A 16,948-nucleotide genomic window follows, 5' to 3' on the forward strand; every position below is an offset into this window, starting at 1 on the left:
CTCGCGCCTGGCGCGCGGGTTCCTCTTTCGTAGGACCTGGCTTCGCAATGACCGATCTGACCCGCCCCACCTTCCATGGCTTCGAACAGCTGCCGCTGCGCGAGTACGCCGAACGCGCCTATCTCGACTATTCGATGTACGTGGTGCTCGACCGCGCCCTGCCGTTCCTGGGTGACGGCCTGAAGCCGGTGCAGCGACGCATCATCTTCGCGATGAGCGAGCTGGGCCTGAACGCGGCTGCCAAGCCGAAGAAATCCGCGCGCACCGTGGGCGATGTGATCGGTAGGTACCATCCGCACGGCGACAGCGCCTGCTACGAAGCGCTGGTGCTGATGGCGCAGCCGTTTTCGTACCGTTACCCGCTGATCGAAGGCCAGGGCAACTTCGGCTCCACCGACGATCCGAAGTCGTTCGCGGCGATGCGTTACACCGAATCCAAGCTGACCCCGATCGCCGAGGTGCTGTTGGGCGAAATCAGCCAGGGCACCACCGACTGGGCCGCCAACTTCGACGGCACCCTGGAAGAGCCGACCTGGTTGCCGGCACGCCTGCCGCACCTGCTGCTCAACGGCACCACCGGCATCGCGGTAGGCATGGCCACCGACGTACCGCCGCACAACCTCAACGAGATCGTCAGCGCGCTGCTGCGCCTGCTCGACAACCCCGATGCCACGGTTGCCGAACTGTGCGAGCACGTGCTCGGTCCGGACTACCCGACCACCGCCGAAATCATCACCCCGGTGGCCGACCTGCGCGCGATCTACGAGACCGGCCATGGCAGCGTGCGTGCGCGCGCCACCTACAAGAAAGAACACGCCAACATCGTCATCGACGCGCTGCCGTACCAGGTCTCGCCGTCCAAGGTGATCGAACAGATCGCCCAGCAGATGCGCGCCAAGAAGCTGCCGTGGCTGGAAGACATCCGCGACGAATCCGACCACACCAGCCCGGTGCGGGTGGTACTAGTGCCGCGCTCCAACCGCGTCGATGCCGAGCAGCTGATGGGCCACCTGTTCGTCACCACCGATCTTGAGCGCAGCTACCGCGTCAACCTCAACGTGATCGGGCTGGATGGCCGCCCGCAGGTGAAAAATCTGCGCCAATTGCTGAGCGAGTGGCTGACCTTCCGCAGCGATACGGTCACCCGCCGCCTCAACCATCGCCTGCAGAAGGTCGAGCGCCGCCTGCACCTGTTGGAAGGTTTGTTGATCGCCTTCCTCAACCTGGACGAAGTGATCCGCATCGTCCGCAGCGAGGACGAACCCAAGCCGGTGTTGATGGCCAAGTTCGCACTCAGCGAGGAACAGGCCGAATACATTCTGGAAACCAAGCTGCGCCAGCTAGCGCGCCTGGAAGAAATGAAGATCCGCGGCGAGCAGGAAGCCCTCGCCAAGGAACGCGCGCAGATCCTGGCCATTCTCGAAAACAAGACCAAGCTGAAGAAGCTGATCAAGGACGAGCTGACCGCCGACGCCAAGAAGTTCGGCGACGCACGTCGCTCGCCGCTGGTGCAGCGTGGCGCGGCGCAGGCGATCGACGAAACCGAAATGGTCGCCAGCGAACCGATGACCGTGGTGTTGTCGGAAAAGGGCTGGGTGCGCGCGGCCAAGGGCCATGAAGTGGATCCGGCCGGCATGTCCTACCGCGATGGCGACAGCCTGCTGGCCGCAGTGCGCAGCCGCAGCACCCATCAAGTGGCGTTCCTGGATTCGGAAGGCCGCGCCTATTCGACTGCGGTGCATACCCTGCCCTCTGCACGCGGCAATGGCGAGCCGTTGACCGGGCGTTTCTCGCCGGCCTCAGGCGCGTCGTTCCAGGTCATGGCCAGCGCCGACAACGCCACCCGCTTCGTGCTGGCGTCCTCGCACGGCTATGGCTTCGTCACCCGCTTCGAGAACCTCACCGGTCGCAACAAGGCCGGCAAGGCGATGCTCAATCTGACCACCGGCGCGCAGGTGCTCACGCCGGCGCAGGTGATCAACGCGCAGACCGATCGCATTGTCGCGGTCACCAGCGCCGGCAATCTGCTAGCGGTGGCGGCCAGCGATGTGCCCGAGCTGGACAAGGGCAAAGGCAACAAGATCATCGAGATCCCCAAGGCCAAGCTCGGCACCGAGCGCGTGGTGGCGGTGGTGGCGGTGGCGCCGGGCAACACGCTGCTGGTACGCAGCGGCGCACGCACCATGAGCCTGTCGTTCAAGGATCTGGATACGTATGTGGGCGCGCGTGCGAGTCGCGGGGCGTTGTTGCCGCGCGGGTGGCAGAAAGTAGATGGGCTGGAAGTGCAGTAAGGATGATTCACTCATCCGGCGCGCGGCGGCGCGTTCGACACTGTCGTCGCGCCCTCGATTAGTTCGGCTTGGAACATCCAAATGACGCTGAAGCTCAAGCTCTGCGTCGCCTTGAGAGGTCATCGAACGGTGCGGATGCGTCGGTTGTAGAGCGGATGATCTGCGGCTTGGCTGCAGGGCCCTTGCCCGCCCACCATCGCGGGACACGCCGCAAGTACATCCATGTAGGCTCTTACGCGGCATCCATGCCGCGTAAGGTCCCGCGACGGTGGGCGGGCAAGGACCAATCAAGATGGTCGGTGTGCGTGGTTGGGCGCGGTGATGCAGCGCAGCCGTCAGATGCGGTGCGGTCTGATCGGCTCCTTTCGAGCGGCAATATCACTCCTATTTTTGCCATCACATCACTGGTCAACGCAAGACAACAAGACAACATCATGGACACAGATTTCTGGCTGCAGCGGTGGTGGGACGGTCAGACCAGCTTCCATCAGGACGAGGTGATGCCGCTGCTGCAAAAGCATTGGCCGGCGTTGCAGTTACCGAAGGCTGCCCGCGTGCTGGTGCCGTTGTGCGGCAAGACACTGGATATGCATTGGTTGGCCGCGCAAGGCCATCGCGTGCTGGGTGTGGAAGTCTCGCCGTTGGCCGTCACGCAGTTCTTCGATGACGCAGGCCTGCAACCGCAGCGACACACCAGCAGCGCCGGCGAGCACTTTATTGCCGGCCCGATCGAAATCATCTGCGGCGATGCCTTTGCACTGGACGCAAGCGTGGTGGCCGATTGCAGCGCTGTCTATGACCGCGCTGCATTGATCGCCCTGCCTGCGGCGCTACGTCGGCGTTATCTGGAGACCGTCTATGCGCGCCTGTCCACCGGCTGCTGCGGTCTGCTGATCACGTTGGACTATCCGCAAGCCGAAAAAGCCGGCCCACCCTTCTCGGTGGATGCCGCTGAGGTACACGCATTGTTCGACGCGCAGTGGCAGGTGCAGGCGTTGGAACACCGCGACATCCTGGATCAGGAGCCGCGCTTCCGTGCCGATGGCGTTACTGCGCTGTCGACCGGGGTGTATCGCCTGCAACGTAACTGACGATTGCGTTCGAACGCGCTGTTGCGCCCGAACGCCGCCTTCGCATCAGTCGGCCGCTGCATGCGTCGCACAATGCGCGAGTCGCAAGCCAATCGAGACCGCGTGGCCTTGCACCACGCGGTGGTTCTGCACACGCGCGCAATGCGCCAAGCAACACACCGCAGCAGACGGTCGGTAGATGACGCAGGCAGCGCAGCAATCGCGATGCACAGCGCGGCACCTGCCGACTGCGAACCTGTGCTGCGCCAGCTCTTCGGCTGCGCAGCGCCCAGTCGCCCGATTCAGCCGGCCACGTGGCCCTTGTCGATCTTCGAGGTCTGGTACAACTCCAGGCCGATCCGCTTGATCAGGCCGAGCTGCTGCTCCAGCCACCAGGCGTGATCTTCTTCGGTGTCCTGCAGCTGCTTGAGCAGCATGTCGCGGCTGACGTAATCGCCGTGCTCTTCACACAGCTTCATGCCGGCAGCGAGCGCAGCGCGCACTTCGTATTCCACCACCAGATCGCGCTCGAGCATCTCCACCACGGTCTTGCCGGGCGCAAACTCAGACGGCCGCATGTCCGGGTCGCCTTCCAGGAACAGGATGCGCCGCAGCAGCGCGTCGGCGTGCTCGGTCTCTTCCTGCATCTCGTGATTGATGCGCTCGTACAGCGCCATCAGGCCCTGATCTTCGTAACGGCGCGAATGCAGGAAATACTGGTCGCGTGCCGCCAGCTCGCCGCGCAGCAGCTGCTTGAGGTAATCGACGACTTCGGGATGGCCTTTCATGGTGTGCTCCAGCGACGCAATGCGCGCATGGTGCCCTAAGCCGCCGGGCAATGATCTAATCGGAATCACTTTCAGTTGCGTTGCCACCAGACCCGCCACCGTCATGACGGCGCGCCACACTTTGACCGAGCTCAAGGAATCGACAATGCGCAAATGGCTGGGCCGGCTGGTGCTGGCAATCGTGGTGTTGGGCGTGGCGGCCGTGTTGGCCGTGTATCTGTTGATGCGTGGCAGCCTGCCGCAGCTGGACGGCAATAACGCGCTGCACGGCCTGGCGGCGCCGGTCAGCGTGCAGCGCGACCGATTGGGCGTGGTCACCATCGATGCGGCCAGCCAGGTCGATGCAATGCGCGCGCTTGGCTATGTGCACGCGCAGGAGCGCTATTTCGAGATGGATCTGATGCGCCGCGCGCCGGCCGGTGAACTCTCCGAGCTGTTTGGCGCCGCGGCGCTGGACCTGGACAAACGCAACCGCGTGCATCGGTTGCGCGCACGCGTGCATGCCAGCCTGAACCTTGCTGCAGGCAGCCAGCGCGCAGCATTGCAGGCCTATACCGACGGCGTGAATGCGGGGCTGGCGGCCTTGCGCGTGCGTCCATGGCCGTACCTGCTGCTGCGGCAGACACCGCGCGCATGGACGCTGGACGATTCCATCCTGACCGGCATGGCGATGTACGCCGACCTGCAGGACAACGACAACCAGACCGAACTGGCCATCGCACGCATCCGCGCGGTGGTGCCGCCCGCACTGGCGGCGCTGCTCGATCATCAGGGCTCCAGCTGGGATGCACCGCTGTTCGGGCCGGCACTGGGCGATGCGGCGCTTCCGGAAGCGGCAACGCTGGATCTGCGGCGTTTGCCGCATCCAGCCGCCGCACCACGCGCCGAACAACCGACCCCGGGCAGCAACAACTTCGCCGTGGACGGCAGCCTCACCCGCGATGGTCGCGCCATCGTCGCCGACGACATGCACCTGGGCCTGCGTGCGCCCAACATCTGGTTCCGCGCGCGCTTGCGGTATCCGGATACCAGCGCGCCCGAGGGCAAGGTGGATGTCACCGGCTTCACCCTGCCCGGCCTGCCGGCGGTGGTGGTCGGCAGCAATGGGCACGTGGCCTGGGCGTTCACCAACAGCTATATCGACACGGCGGATTTCGCGCGGATTGCGCCAGCCACGCCCGGGCATCCGCAAGCGCTCACCACGCATGTCGAAACGATTCGTGTGGCAGGCGCTGCACCGGTAAGTTTTCCCGTTCGCGAGGCGGTCTGGGGCCCGATCCTGCACGAGAATGCCGACGGCAGTTTGCTCGCACTGCGCTGGGCCGCGCAGCTTCCCGGCGCAATCCGCCTGGATTTCGCGCAGATGAGCAGCGCGGCGGATCTGCAGGCGGCCTTTGCGGTGGCGGATCGCTCGGGCATTCCCGCGCAAAATCTCGTACTGGCCGATCGCAGCGGGCGTATCGCCTGGCGGCTGATCGGTGCACGCCCGGCACGCAACGCGGGGTGCAGCCCGAGCGGTATTGCCGAACTTGCAACCTCGGCGCAGGAGTCGAACGAGGCGTTGCCTGCGGCTGCTGGCGCGGTCGCCTCCGAACCTGCGCCGACCGGCTGCGTGCCATGGCCCGTGCGCAGCGATGAAGCGCCGGCCTTGATCGACCCACCCTCGCGCCGGCTCTGGACTGCCAACAGCCGCATCGTCGATGCGCAACAGCTGGCGACACTCGGCAATGCCGGCTACGACCTGGGCGCGCGCGCGCAGCAGATTCGCGACGACTTGTTCGCCAAACAGCGTTTCAACGAACTGGATCTGCTTGCCATCCAGCTCGACGATCGCGCCGTGCTGCTCACGCGGTGGTGGCAGTTGTTGCGCAGCGTGGTCGAACACAGCAAGGACCCGGCGCTGCAACAGATCGAAGTCGCCACGCGGCAGTGGGACGGGCATGCGTCCACCGGCTCGGTGAGCTATCGCATCGTGCGCGGTTTTCGCAGCATGACCATCGATGCCGTGGAAGCCGGACTGCTGGCACCGGCAAACGCTGCGCTTGGCGATGACTTCGTGCCGCCGCGTCGCGCGCAGTTGGAAGGCATCGTCTGGCCGATGCTGCAGCAGCGCCCTGCACATTTGTTGCCGCCCACGTACACCAGTTGGGATCAGCTGCTTGCCGATGCTGCACGCAGTGCGCAGACGGATTTAGCTACGCAGGACGGCCCCTTGAGCGAGCGTACCTGGGGCGAGCGCAATACCGCCGCGATCTGCCACCCGATCGCGCGCGCGTTGCCTGACCTCGCCAAGCGCTGGCTGTGCATGCCGCCCGATCAACTGCCCGGCGATCGCGACATGCCGCGCGTACAAGGCCCGGCCTTCGGCGCCTCCGAACGCATGGTGGTCTCGCCAGGCCACGAACGCGACGGCATCGTGCATATGCCCGGCGGCCAGAGCGGACATCCGTTGTCGCCGTTCTGGGGCGCGGGGCATGACGATTGGGTGCATGGCCGGCCGACCCCGTTTCTGCCGACGGCTACGCGTTACACGCTGCGATTGCAGCCGAATTAGGCGTGGTCGTGTTGTCTCGTGTGTCGATACGGATTTCGTTGGTGAATACGGGTTTCAACGAAAGCAAAACGCTTGGGTGAGCTGCGTTAGCCCCTCTCCTGCGGGAGAGGGGTTGGGGTGAGGGTACGGGCATCAAGCAGTGCTGGATTGCACGCGGCGCGCCTCTATCCATTCGAGTCAACAGCGCTATGGCGTGGGCGAGCACGATGCTGCGCTCGTACCCTCATCCGCCCTTCGGGCACCTTCTCCCGGTGGGAGAAGGGATGCGCTACGCGTTTGCGTGTCCACATGTCTGAAGTTCTGCGTTCTACAAATCTGCACGTCTGCAAACCTCCACCCTGCACCTCTCAACACCCACGCCCGGCTCAACACCCACACCCGGCCACCTCTAGCGGTCCACGCAGCGAAGCGAGCACATCATGCTAAGATGCATTTGATAACCATTCCCATTAGTGACCAATGCGCCCCACGCTCCTTGTCACCGCGCTTACCGCTGCGCTCGCCCTACACTCGCCATCCGCTTTCGCTCAGCACACCAGCACCTCAGCAACCGTCACCGAACTGGATGGCGTCGACGTCGTCGGCCGTGCGCAGACGCTGTACAAATCCGACGACGCCGCAGTGGCCACACGCACCGATACGCCGCTGGCGCTGGTGCCGCAGTCGGTGCAGGTGCTGCCGCGCGAGTTGATCGACGACCAGGCGGCGCGGCAGATCACCGATCTGTATCGCAGCATCAGCGGCATCAGTTTCTTCAGCTATGCCGGCGTCACCCTGCGCGGATTCCGCCAGGAAAACGTGTTGTACGACGGATTGCGCGGCGATCCGTATGCGGGCTTCTCGGTGCCGCAGCTGTTCAATATCGAACGTGTGGAAGTGCTCAAGGGCCCGGCCGGTGCGTTGTACGGCGGCGGCGAGCCCGGTGGCGTCATCAATTACGTCACCCGCAAACCCGGCCACCAGGCTGCGCGTCGGGCGGAGCTGCAGGTAGGCAATCAATCCTTCGGTGCGGCCTCGTTCGAAGCCACCGGCCCGGCACGCGACGATGGGCGCATCCGCTACCGCATCGGTGCTTATGCCGATGGCGAGGATGGTTTTCGCTGGAACACCGATAGCCAGAGCCAGATCGGCGATGCGTCGGTGGCGTTCGACATCGGCCAGACCGGCGAGCTCACGCTGCAGTACACCGACATCACCCAGAACCTGGGCGGCAATCGCCTGCGTGGCGTGCCGGTGGACGACGACGGCAACTTCCTCACCGATCGTCGCTGGAATCACAACGAGCCCACCGATTTCCTCGACATGCGCGCCAAAGTGGCGTTTGCGCAGTACCGCTTTGCGCCGTCGGATGCGTGGGACGTGGACATGGCGCTGCGCTGGTTCAAGAACGACGAGCATCAGATCTATCACGAGCCGATGGGCTTGATCGACCGCGATGGCGACGGCACCGCCGAATGGATGACGCGGCAGTTGCGCAATCAGTTCCGCGACAACGATGCGATCTCCAGCAACGTCAACGCGATCTTCCGCACCAGCATCGGCGCGATCGAACACAAGCTGCTGATGGGCGCGGATTACTACCGGCTGGATGCGGATTTCCGCGCGCAAACTGCAAATACCGCCGATACCGGACGCACGCGCGGACCGGTGCCGGGCATCGATCTGCTCAACCCGGTGTACGGGCGCAGCGGCTTTTACGACTATGGGCTGGACAGCCTGCCCTGGCGGGCCACCAGCACCCGCAGCCAGCGTTATGGCGCCTATCTGCAGGACGAACTCACGCTGACGCCGCGCTGGTATGCGATGGCCGGGCTGCGTTGGGACGGCTTCAAGGACGACAACCTGCTGGATGGCTCGCGCGTCACCGGCAACGATCTCAGTTGGCGCGTGGGCAGCACCTTCGTGTTGCGCGATGGCGTCAACGCGTACGCGAGTTATGCAAGCGGTTTTCTGCCGCAGGATGCGGCAAATCAGGACAGCAGCGTCGGCGGGCCGTTCGATCCCGAGCGCAGCACGCAATGGGAAGTCGGTCTGAAAACCGCGCTCAACGATGGCGGGCTCACCCTCAACACCGCGCTGTATCGCATCGAGCGCAGCAATATCGTGCAGGCTAACGGCAGCATCGTCGATGGCGTCAATCAACTCTCCGCCCTCGGCCTGGTCCGCAGCGAAGGCCTGGAAGTGGATCTGTTGGCCGACCTCACCGAGCGTTGGGTGCTCAATCTGACCTACGCCTACAACGATGCGCGCGTGCTCGATGCAGGCACCAACGGCATCACCAATGCCTCCGGCGACCGCTTTGCCAATGCACCGCGCAACAACTTCGGCCTGTGGACGCGCTACGACCTGCCGGCCTGGAAATCGGCAATCGCCTTTGGTGCCGATTACGTGGGCGAGCGGGTCAGCCTGGAAGGCCAGCGCGTCAAACCGTATGCGATCTTCGACATCAGTTGGCAGACGCAGTGGGATGCGTGGAAGCTGCAGGTCAACGTCAAGAACCTGTTCGACAAGGTCTATGCGGTGAGCGGTTTCACCGAACGCACCGGGCATTTTCCGGGCGAACCGCGTCGCGTCTATGCGCAGCTGGCTTACAGTTTTTAGGCGTGGCAGCCGCGCACGTACTCAGATCTTGATCACTGCGCTCAACTGTGACGTTCGTCAGCCAATCCGGCGTGCCGCGCACGCCGTTGCGGCCTCGACCACAGCGACGCAATGAACCTGCGCAGAATCGCGCACGCCGGAATCAGCCAGACCTTAACGTTCGGTGGGACACACTAGAGGCCGTCGCGATATGGAGTTCATCTCCACACCATCGCTCCCCTCCCCTCACTGACCGGAATCCGCATGCCTCAGCTTGCCCGCTCCGTTTCCGCCCTGTTGCCATTGTTCATTGCCACTGCCTGCTCGGCTGCGCCACCCGCAAAATCCGGCCCACCGGACGCGCCCGTCGCCGCGTGCACCGCCAAAGTGCGCCCCGGCCAGGATCTGCAAAAAGCCATCGACAAGCTTTCGCAAAGCGATACGCCTGCGGTGTTGTGCCTGGAAAAAGGCGAATTTCCGCTCAACGGCCTGGTCTCGATCCACCGCGGCAATCTCACCTTGCGCGGCAAGGGCCCGACCACCGTGCTGCGCATGGCCGATGGCGTGCAGCAGCCGGCGCTGGTGGTCGGCGATTACGAAAATCAGCAGCCGATCGGTGTGATCCGCAACGTCAGCATCGAAGACATGCAGATCGTCGCCAGCACCGGCGACAAGGAATTCATGCCCGAGCGCCCGTATCTGAGCAATAGCGCGGTGGTGGTGCGATCCGGCCAGGGCATCCGGCTTGCTGGCCTGCAGGTCAACAAGTGCCGCAGCGCCTGCCTGTTGAGCGAGTACGACACGCGCGAGATCACCATCGAAAACAACGACGTCTCCGGTGCGATCTGGGATGGCGTGTCGTTCAACCGCACCGCCAAGGTCACCATGGTCAACAACTACATCCACGACAACGTGGCGGCAGGCCTGACCACCGAGCACCTGGAAGACAGCGAAATCCGCAACAACCGCTTCGAGCGCAATGGCAGCCAGGGCATCTATCTGTCGGATGCGCGGCGCAACCGCTTCAGCAACAATCAGTTCGAAGGCAACAAGGTCGCCGGCATCTTTCTGGCCTGCGCGATTCGTTACCGCACCCCGGAAATCCTGTGCTGGGACAACAGCATGAGCCAGGACAACGTGTTCGAGAACAACCGCTTTGCCAGCAATCCGTTCACCTACACCATCGGCGTGGACCGCGCTGCCAACTGCACTGCGGGCGACTTCAAGCCGAACCTGTGGCGCAACAACCAGGCCGATGTGGCCGGTGTGGATATCGAGCCGCAGCGCTACGGCTATTGCGTGCGCCACGAGTGATCGCAACAGCGGCCGGCGGTGCGTGAGTACCTGCCGGCCGCTGCAGTTGCAGCGATGTTACGAAGCCAATGCCTGTTCGTGCACGCCGGCAATCGCACGACCGGACGGGTCGGCCATCGCGGCAAAACTCGCATCCCAGGCAATCGCGGTCGGCGACGAACACGCGATCGACTTGCCGCCAGGCACCGTCTCCGCAGCCGCCTGGCTGGGGAAGAACTGCGCAAACAGCGTGCGATAGAAATACGCTTCCTTGGTCTGCGGCGGATTGACCGGATAGCGCTTGTCGGCCGCGGCCAGCTCGCGGTCGCTCACATGCGCGGCGGCATGCGCCTTGAGTCCATCGATCCAGCCATAGCCCACGCCATCGCTGAACTGTTCTTTCTGTCGCCACAGAATCGACTCGGGCAGATAGCCGGCGAATGCTTCGCGCAACACGCCCTTTTCCATGCGCATGGCGCCGCTGCTGGTCTTGTCGATCATCTTGAAACTGGCATCCATGCGCATCGCCACATCCAGGAACTCGCGATCCAGGAACGGCACGCGCGGCTCCACACCCCAGGCCATCATCGACTTGTTGGCGCGCAGGCAATCGAAGTTGTTTAGCGCATCGAGCTTGCGCACCAGTTCCTCATGGAATTCGCGCGCGTTCGGTGCCTTGTGGAAATACAGGTAGCCGCCGAAGATTTCATCGCTGCCTTCGCCGGAGAGCACCATCTTGACGCCCATCGCCTTGATCCGCCGCGCCAGCAGAAACATCGGCGTGGAGGCGCGAATGGTGGTGACGTCGTAGGTCTCGATGTGGCGGATGACTTCGGGCAGCGCATCCAGGCCTTCTTCGAAGGTGTATTCGAAGCCGTGATGCACGGTGCCCAGCGCGGCGGCAGCGACTTCGGCGGCGGCCAGATCCGGCGAGCCTTTCAAGCCGATCGCGAACGAATGCAGGCGCGGCCACCAGGCTTCGGTGGTGTCGTTCTCTTCGATGCGATGACGTGCGTAGCGCGCGGCAACGGCAGCGACCAGCGACGAATCCAAGCCGCCAGACAACAGCACGCCGTACGGCACGTCGGTCATCAACTGGCGATGCACTGCACGCTCGAACGCCTCGCGCAATTCCTGCAACTGCACCTGCACGCCTTCCACTTCGGCGTATTCGCGCCAGGCGCGCTCGTAGTAGCGGCTCAATGCGCCGGTGGCGCTGTCGTACCAATGGCCGGGCGGAAACTGCGCGGCATCGGCGCAATCGTCGACCAGCGATTTCAGTTCGGAGGCCACCAGCAAGCGGCCTTCGCGATCATGGCCCCAGTACAGCGGCACCACACCGATCGGGTCGCGCGCGATGATCACCCGCCCTGCAGCCTTGTCCCATAGCGCGAACGCAAAGATGCCGTTGAGGCGGTTGAGGTATGAAGCCGGCGCGTCTTCGCGATACAGCGCGTTGATCACCTCGCAATCGGAGCCGGTCTGGAACGCGTACGGCTGCGTCAGCTCCTGCTTGAGCTCGCGATGGTTGTAGATCTCACCGTTCACTGCGAGGGCGAGCTGCCCATCTTCGGACAGCAACGGCTGCGAACCACCGGCCGGGTCGACGATGGCCAGCCGCTCATGCACCAGGATCGCGCCGGTATCGACATACACGCCGCTCCAGTCGGGACCGCGATGGCGCTGCCGTTGCGAACATTCCAGTGCCTGCCGGCGCAATGCCTGCAGATCGTCACCGGGTTGCAGGCCGAAAATACCGAAGATGGAACACATGGAAACACTCCTGAAGAAACTGCGGGGGTTGGCGGCCGGTGGAAGAGCGTGCTGCACGAAATGACACCCATAAAAAAACCCGCATCGGCCGATGCGGGTTTTCTGATTCCTGGGCGTTTGCTGTACTTCGCCTAGTCGCAGATCCGCATCGGCCGCGCACGATTATTCGCGCGCAGATTGTTGCGGTTGGCGTTATTGACGAGGTTTGGCAGGAGCGAGGACATGACTCGACCGTATCCCGCTTTCGACGGCGGCGCAACTGTTGCGATGGCAACCAAGCCCGGCATCGCAGACCACGCCGCGGTCGCACCGGCGTATTGCGAGGATAATGACCGCCCCAACAATCGGCAGTAATGGAATGACCCCACGCATCGGACGCATGCCGCCCCTGGCCCTGTTGCTTGCAGTGTTGCTGCAGGCCTGCAGCAGCAGCCCTCCGCGCACCGATCCAGTCTATCTGCAACAGCTGGAACAACAGGCGGCCGATGGCAGTTTCGACAGCGCGTGGAATGCGGCCGAACGCCTGGAGGCACGCAACGACCCGCGCGCCATCCCCTGGTACGAACGTGCCGCGGCGATCACCCCGTGGACGTTCCGCAACACCCGCGCCGAACTGGCGCTGGGACGAATCTGGGCAAGCGGGACGCTCTTCCATCCCGACAGCCCGCACGTCGACCAGCGCGTCGCATTACGTGCGTCGCCGCGCAAGGGCGAGCGCTGGTACCTGGCAGCGGCCATGCATGGAAACCCGTATGCCATCGCCGAGCTCGCCAAGTTCCACCGCGACCGTGGGGAGGCGGCTGCGGCGTTGCGCTGGGATCTGCGCGCGACGATCTATGAGCGCTCCGCATCCGGATCGTCGGGGCTTCCCGCCGCCATCGCGCCAAGCGGCGGTGCATTGCACCCGCTGGTACGCGACATCCAGCGCCGCGCCCGTAACGGCGATGCCGAGGCGCAGGTCGATCTTGGCGCGCTCCATGAAAAAGGAATGGGTGGCGTGGACAGAGACGGTACGGAGGCGCTGCACTGGTACCGGCGCGCGGCGGACCAGGGCAACGTGTATGGCCAGTATTTCTCCGGTCTGCTGCTCGGACGCGGCAGCAGCGGCGTGACGCGCGACGTGGAGACGGCGGCAGCCTGGTTTGCCAAGGCGTCCGCACAGACGTTCTATATCGCCGACGAATCGCATTGGCGCGAGGCGATCAAACCGCCGTTCTGGACGTTCGACTAGCCCCCGAGCCTTGTGCGTCCATGCCACCTGGCAGCGCAATGCAAGCGAGATGCTGCTGCAATCCAAAAGGTCTTAGTGCAGCTTGGCGATGCCCGCGTCGCGCAGCAGCATCGGCATGCCGCAGGTGAACACATGCCGTGGCGCTGGCTGCGTAGTGTGCAAACCAGCGCGTGGCATGGGCATGTCCTGGCAACTCAGACCAGCAGGCGTTCGATCAGCGTGCGGTACAACGCCGGCAGCGCGTCCAGATCGGCCACGCGCACATGCTCGTCGACCTGGTGGATGCTGGCGTTGACCGGGCCGATCTCGATGCATTGCGCACCCAGCGGTGCGATGAAGCGCGCATCGGAGGTACCGCCGCCAGTGCTCTCTTCCGGCGGCGCTCCCGCAAACTGGCCCAGCACCTCGCGCGCGATGCTGCGCAGGCGCCCTTCCGGGGTGTAGAACGGCTCGCCGCTGCGATGCCAACGCAGCGAATACTCCAGCGCGTGGCGATCCAGCACTGCGGCAATCTCCGCTTCCAATCGCGGCGCATCCCAATGCGGGGTGTAACGCAGATTGAAGGCCACCTGCAGCTCGCCGGGAATCACGTTGTTGGCGCCGGTGCCGGCATGGATATTGGAGATCTGCAGGCTAGTCGGCGGAAAACTTTCGAAGCCCTCGTCCCAGCGTCGTGCGACCAGTTCGGCCAAGGCCGGTGCTGCCAGATGGATCGGATTACGCGCCTTGTGCGGGTACGCCACATGCCCCTGCACGCCTTTCACCGTCAGCGTGCCGGACAGGCTGCCGCGACGGCCGACCCGCAACAGATCGCCCAACCGCTCGGTGGACGACGGCTCACCGGTGATGCACCAATCGATCGCCTGCCCCCGCTCGCGGAACAGCTCGGCCACCCGCCGCACGCCATCGATGGCATCGCCTTCTTCGTCGGAGGTCAGCAGCAGCGCCAGCGTGCCGGTGTGCTGCGGATGCGCGGCAACGAACTGTTCGGCGGCGACCACGAAGGCGGCCACTCCACTCTTCATGTCGGCGGCGCCGCGCCCGTACAGCACGCCATCGCGAATCTGCGGGTCGAACGGATCGCTGGTCCACGCCTCGCGCGGCCCCGGCGGCACCACATCGGTGTGGCCGAGCAGCACCAGCACCGGCGCACCGCTGCCGTGCGTGGCCCATAGATTGTCCACCTCGCCCAGGCGCAGGTGTTCGATAGCAAATCCGGCGCGCGCCAGCCGCTGCGCGATCAGTTCCTGGCAGCCGGCATCGTCCGGCGTCACCGACGGGCGGGAGATCAGTTCACAGGTGAGGTCAACAATGTCGGACATGATCGGAAATCACTGGAGAAGTTGGGAGCTGTGGCAGCACCGGATCACGCAACGCCAAAGCGCTGCTTGAAACTGTTGTCCGAAAATCCCTGGCTGAGCTGACCGTCATCGGTGATGACCACCGGCCGGCGGATCAGTTGCGGATACTCGCGCAGCAGCAGTTTCCATTCGGCTGCGCTGGCGGCGGCCTTGCGGTTGTCCGGCAGCTGCCGCCAGGTGGTCGACGACTTGTTGATCAGTGCATCGAATCCGCCGGCCTGCTCGGCCCACGCCACCAGCGTCTCCGGCTCGGGCTTGTGATCGCGGTAATCGACGAAGGTGTAGGCGACATCGAAGCGGTCCAGCCACTTGGTGGCTTTTTTGCAGGTGTCGCAGTTTTTGAGTCCGTATAGCGTGGTCATGTCATGCAGCTCCTGTAGTTACGCGGCGCGCATCGGCGCGCGCCATCAGGTCGGTGGCAAGCAGTCCGGGCGACCGGCCGCGGGCAGGTAGGAAGATCACCGGTGCGTCGCCGGCCTGCACCTGCAGTGCCAGGCGCACCGGCGGAATCAGCCAGGCCGGCTCGACCGCGCGCAAGTCACGCAGGTCGATGCGCTGCCGCCGTCCCTGGCGCTCGATCAGCAAGGCATCGCCGGCGTCGTACACCTGCGCCCAGCGCGCCGGTTGCCGCAGCCAACGCAGGGCCATCGCCACCACCAGCGCCGGCACGATCCAGTGCCACGGCCCGCCGGTTGTGACCCTAGGATCGCGGGTCAGCACACCGACCGTGTAGAGCACACCCCAGCCCAGCCAGAATGCCGGGATGCCCCACCGCACCCAGCGCGACGCAGCCCTGGAGAGGATGCCCTCGCGCGCGTCCGGTTGCGTGCTCAATCGGCCAGGCCGCGCAGCAGCTCATTGACGCTGGTCTTGCTGCGCGTCTTGGCATCCACCTGCTTGACGATCACTGCGCAATACAGCGAGTGCGAGCCATCCTTGGATGGCAGCTGCCCGGACACCACCACGCTATACGGCGGCACGTAGCCATACGAGATTTCGCCGGTGGCACGGTTGTAGATGCGCGTGCTCTGGCCGATGAATACGCCCATGCCGATCACGCTGTGATGGCCCACCACCACGCCTTCCACCACTTCCGAACGCGCGCCGATGAAGCAGTGATCTTCGATAATCGTCGGGCTGGCCTGCAGCGGTTCGAGCACGCCGCCGATGCCTGCGCCACCGGACAGATGGCAGTGCTTGCCGATCTGCGCACACGAACCCACCGTGGCCCAGGTGTCGACCATGCTGCCTTCGCCGACGTACGCGCCGATATTGGTGAAGCTCGGCATCAGCACCACATCCTTGCCGAAATAGCTGCCGCGACGCGCCACCGCGCCCGGCACCACACGCACACCGGCCTTGCGGAACTCGGCCTCGTTGAACCCGGCAAAACGTGATTCCACCTTGTCCCAGAACGGCGCCGGCTGCGCCTCGATCACCGCCATCTCGTTGACACGGAAATACAGCAGCACGGCCTTCTTCAGCCACTCGTTGACGGTCCAGCCGCCCTGCCCGTCCGGCTCGGCGACGCGGAACTCGCCGCTCTCCAATCCGTCGATGACGCGGGTGACAATGGCGCGGGTGGAGCCGTCGATTTCGTCGATGGTCAAGCTGGCGCGGCGCTCGAATGCGCTCTCGATAGCTAATTTGAGTTCGTCAGTGCCCACCTGCGCGGCAACGCTGTGCACGGCCTTTTCGGCGATCGGCAGTTTCTTCGCAGCGGCAGCCTTTCTGGCCACTGGCGCAGACACCACGCTGGTCGGCTGCCTGGCCACGCGCGGTGCGCTGGCGGCGACTTTCTTTGCAACGCTCTTCTTGGCGGCAGCCTTGGTGTCGGCAGCTGCGACAGCGGTGGCCTTGCGCGCAACAGGCAGCTTGCCAGGCTTACTGACCGACTTGTTGTCACCGGCGCCGCTCGCCTTGCTGCTCTTTGCGGTCGCGCGCGCAGGCGCTGCGCTGGTCGTGGTCGCGCTCTGCTTGCGCGCAGTCTTCTTGGTAGCCATGGGG

Annotated in this window: 12 protein-coding genes; 6 read left to right on the forward strand and 6 right to left on the reverse strand. The window is 64.5% G+C overall.

Going from position 1 to position 16,948, the window contains the following annotated elements:
* Positions 1–47 precede the first annotated feature (47 nt).
* Positions 48–2,291 (forward strand): DNA topoisomerase IV subunit A, encoded by a 2,244-nt coding sequence (parC, locus tag NDY25_RS02915; protein ID WP_256627758.1) that lies wholly within the window; start codon positions 48–50, stop codon positions 2,289–2,291.
* 434 nt (positions 2,292–2,725) lie between these two features.
* Positions 2,726–3,382 (forward strand): thiopurine S-methyltransferase, encoded by a 657-nt coding sequence (locus tag NDY25_RS02920; RefSeq protein WP_168959368.1) that lies wholly within the window; start codon positions 2,726–2,728, stop codon positions 3,380–3,382.
* Between the two features lie 281 nt (positions 3,383–3,663).
* Here NDY25_RS02920 and bfr read toward each other — a convergent pair whose 3' ends face one another.
* Positions 3,664–4,149 (reverse strand): bacterioferritin, encoded by a 486-nt coding sequence (gene bfr / locus NDY25_RS02925; protein WP_043889738.1) that lies wholly within the window; start codon positions 4,147–4,149, stop codon positions 3,664–3,666.
* A gap of 145 nt (positions 4,150–4,294) precedes the next feature.
* Here bfr and NDY25_RS02930 point away from each other — a divergent pair, with 145 nt between their 5' ends.
* From NDY25_RS02930 to hpaM, 3 genes are all read left to right on the forward strand, one after another.
* Positions 4,295–6,703, forward strand: a complete 2,409-nt coding sequence (locus NDY25_RS02930; RefSeq protein WP_168959369.1) for a penicillin acylase family protein — start codon at positions 4,295–4,297, stop codon at positions 6,701–6,703.
* A 459-nt stretch (positions 6,704–7,162) separates the two neighbouring features.
* Positions 7,163–9,304, forward strand: a complete 2,142-nt coding sequence (locus NDY25_RS02935; protein WP_168959370.1) for a TonB-dependent siderophore receptor — start codon at positions 7,163–7,165, stop codon at positions 9,302–9,304.
* A 243-nt stretch (positions 9,305–9,547) separates the two neighbouring features.
* Entirely contained in the window at positions 9,548–10,597 is a 1,050-nt protein-coding gene (gene hpaM / locus NDY25_RS02940) for a type III secretion-associated outer membrane-bound protein HpaM (protein WP_168959371.1), read from the forward strand.
* A gap of 57 nt (positions 10,598–10,654) precedes the next feature.
* On the opposite strand, the gene asnB is transcribed toward hpaM, so the two are convergent.
* Positions 10,655–12,349: an asparagine synthase B gene (gene asnB, locus NDY25_RS02945; protein ID WP_168959372.1), complete on the reverse strand. Its 1,695-nt coding sequence runs from the start codon at positions 12,347–12,349 to the stop codon at positions 10,655–10,657.
* A gap of 358 nt (positions 12,350–12,707) precedes the next feature.
* Between asnB and NDY25_RS02950 the strand changes: the two genes are divergently transcribed.
* Positions 12,708–13,580, forward strand: a complete 873-nt coding sequence (locus NDY25_RS02950; protein WP_256627759.1) for a tetratricopeptide repeat protein — start codon at positions 12,708–12,710, stop codon at positions 13,578–13,580.
* A 194-nt stretch (positions 13,581–13,774) separates the two neighbouring features.
* Here the strand turns inward: NDY25_RS02950 and dapE are convergent, their stop codons facing one another.
* The 4 genes from dapE to dapD are packed head-to-tail and all read right to left on the reverse strand — an operon-like array spanning position 13,775 to position 16,944.
* Positions 13,775–14,902 (reverse strand): succinyl-diaminopimelate desuccinylase, encoded by a 1,128-nt coding sequence (dapE, locus tag NDY25_RS02955; RefSeq protein ID WP_168959374.1) that lies wholly within the window; start codon positions 14,900–14,902, stop codon positions 13,775–13,777.
* Between the two features lie 44 nt (positions 14,903–14,946).
* Complete coding sequence (locus NDY25_RS02960) at positions 14,947–15,303, reverse strand: arsenate reductase (protein ID WP_168959375.1); 357 nt, start codon at positions 15,301–15,303, stop codon at positions 14,947–14,949.
* A 1-nt stretch (position 15,304) separates the two neighbouring features.
* Positions 15,305–15,775 carry a hypothetical protein gene (locus tag NDY25_RS02965; protein WP_168959376.1) on the reverse strand — a complete coding sequence of 157 codons (471 nt, stop codon included), beginning with the start codon at positions 15,773–15,775 and terminating at the stop codon, positions 15,305–15,307.
* The gene (dapD, locus tag NDY25_RS02970) at positions 15,772–16,944 is read right to left on the reverse strand and encodes a 2,3,4,5-tetrahydropyridine-2,6-dicarboxylate N-succinyltransferase (RefSeq protein WP_256627760.1); all 1,173 of its coding nucleotides are present in this window, start codon (positions 16,942–16,944) and stop codon (positions 15,772–15,774) included. The genes NDY25_RS02965 and dapD overlap by 4 nt, the downstream gene beginning before the upstream one ends.
* Positions 16,945–16,948 lie beyond the last annotated feature (4 nt).

Source organism: Xanthomonas hortorum pv. pelargonii (assembly GCF_024499015.1).
Taxonomy (GTDB): domain Bacteria; phylum Pseudomonadota; class Gammaproteobacteria; order Xanthomonadales; family Xanthomonadaceae; genus Xanthomonas; species Xanthomonas hortorum_B.

Excerpts from the sequence above, each read along its gene's own strand:
- parC (WP_256627758.1), top strand. The coding sequence starts at position 48 with ATGACCGATCTGACCCGCCCCACCTTCCATGGCTTCGAACAGCTGCCG.
- hpaM (WP_168959371.1), top strand. The coding sequence starts at position 9,548 with ATGCCTCAGCTTGCCCGCTCCGTTTCCGCCCTGTTGCCATTGTTCATT.
- NDY25_RS02960 (WP_168959375.1), bottom strand. The coding sequence starts at position 15,303 with ATGACCACGCTATACGGACTCAAAAACTGCGACACCTGCAAAAAAGCC.
- NDY25_RS02920 (WP_168959368.1), top strand. The coding sequence starts at position 2,726 with ATGGACACAGATTTCTGGCTGCAGCGGTGGTGGGACGGTCAGACCAGC.
- dapE (WP_168959374.1), bottom strand. The coding sequence starts at position 14,902 with ATGTCCGACATTGTTGACCTCACCTGTGAACTGATCTCCCGCCCGTCG.
- bfr (WP_043889738.1), bottom strand. The coding sequence starts at position 4,149 with ATGAAAGGCCATCCCGAAGTCGTCGATTACCTCAAGCAGCTGCTGCGC.
- NDY25_RS02950 (WP_256627759.1), top strand. The coding sequence starts at position 12,708 with ATGACCCCACGCATCGGACGCATGCCGCCCCTGGCCCTGTTGCTTGCA.
- NDY25_RS02935 (WP_168959370.1), top strand. The coding sequence starts at position 7,163 with ATGCGCCCCACGCTCCTTGTCACCGCGCTTACCGCTGCGCTCGCCCTA.
- asnB (WP_168959372.1), bottom strand. The coding sequence starts at position 12,349 with ATGTGTTCCATCTTCGGTATTTTCGGCCTGCAACCCGGTGACGATCTG.
- NDY25_RS02930 (WP_168959369.1), top strand. The coding sequence starts at position 4,295 with ATGCGCAAATGGCTGGGCCGGCTGGTGCTGGCAATCGTGGTGTTGGGC.
- dapD (WP_256627760.1), bottom strand. The coding sequence starts at position 16,944 with ATGGCTACCAAGAAGACTGCGCGCAAGCAGAGCGCGACCACGACCAGC.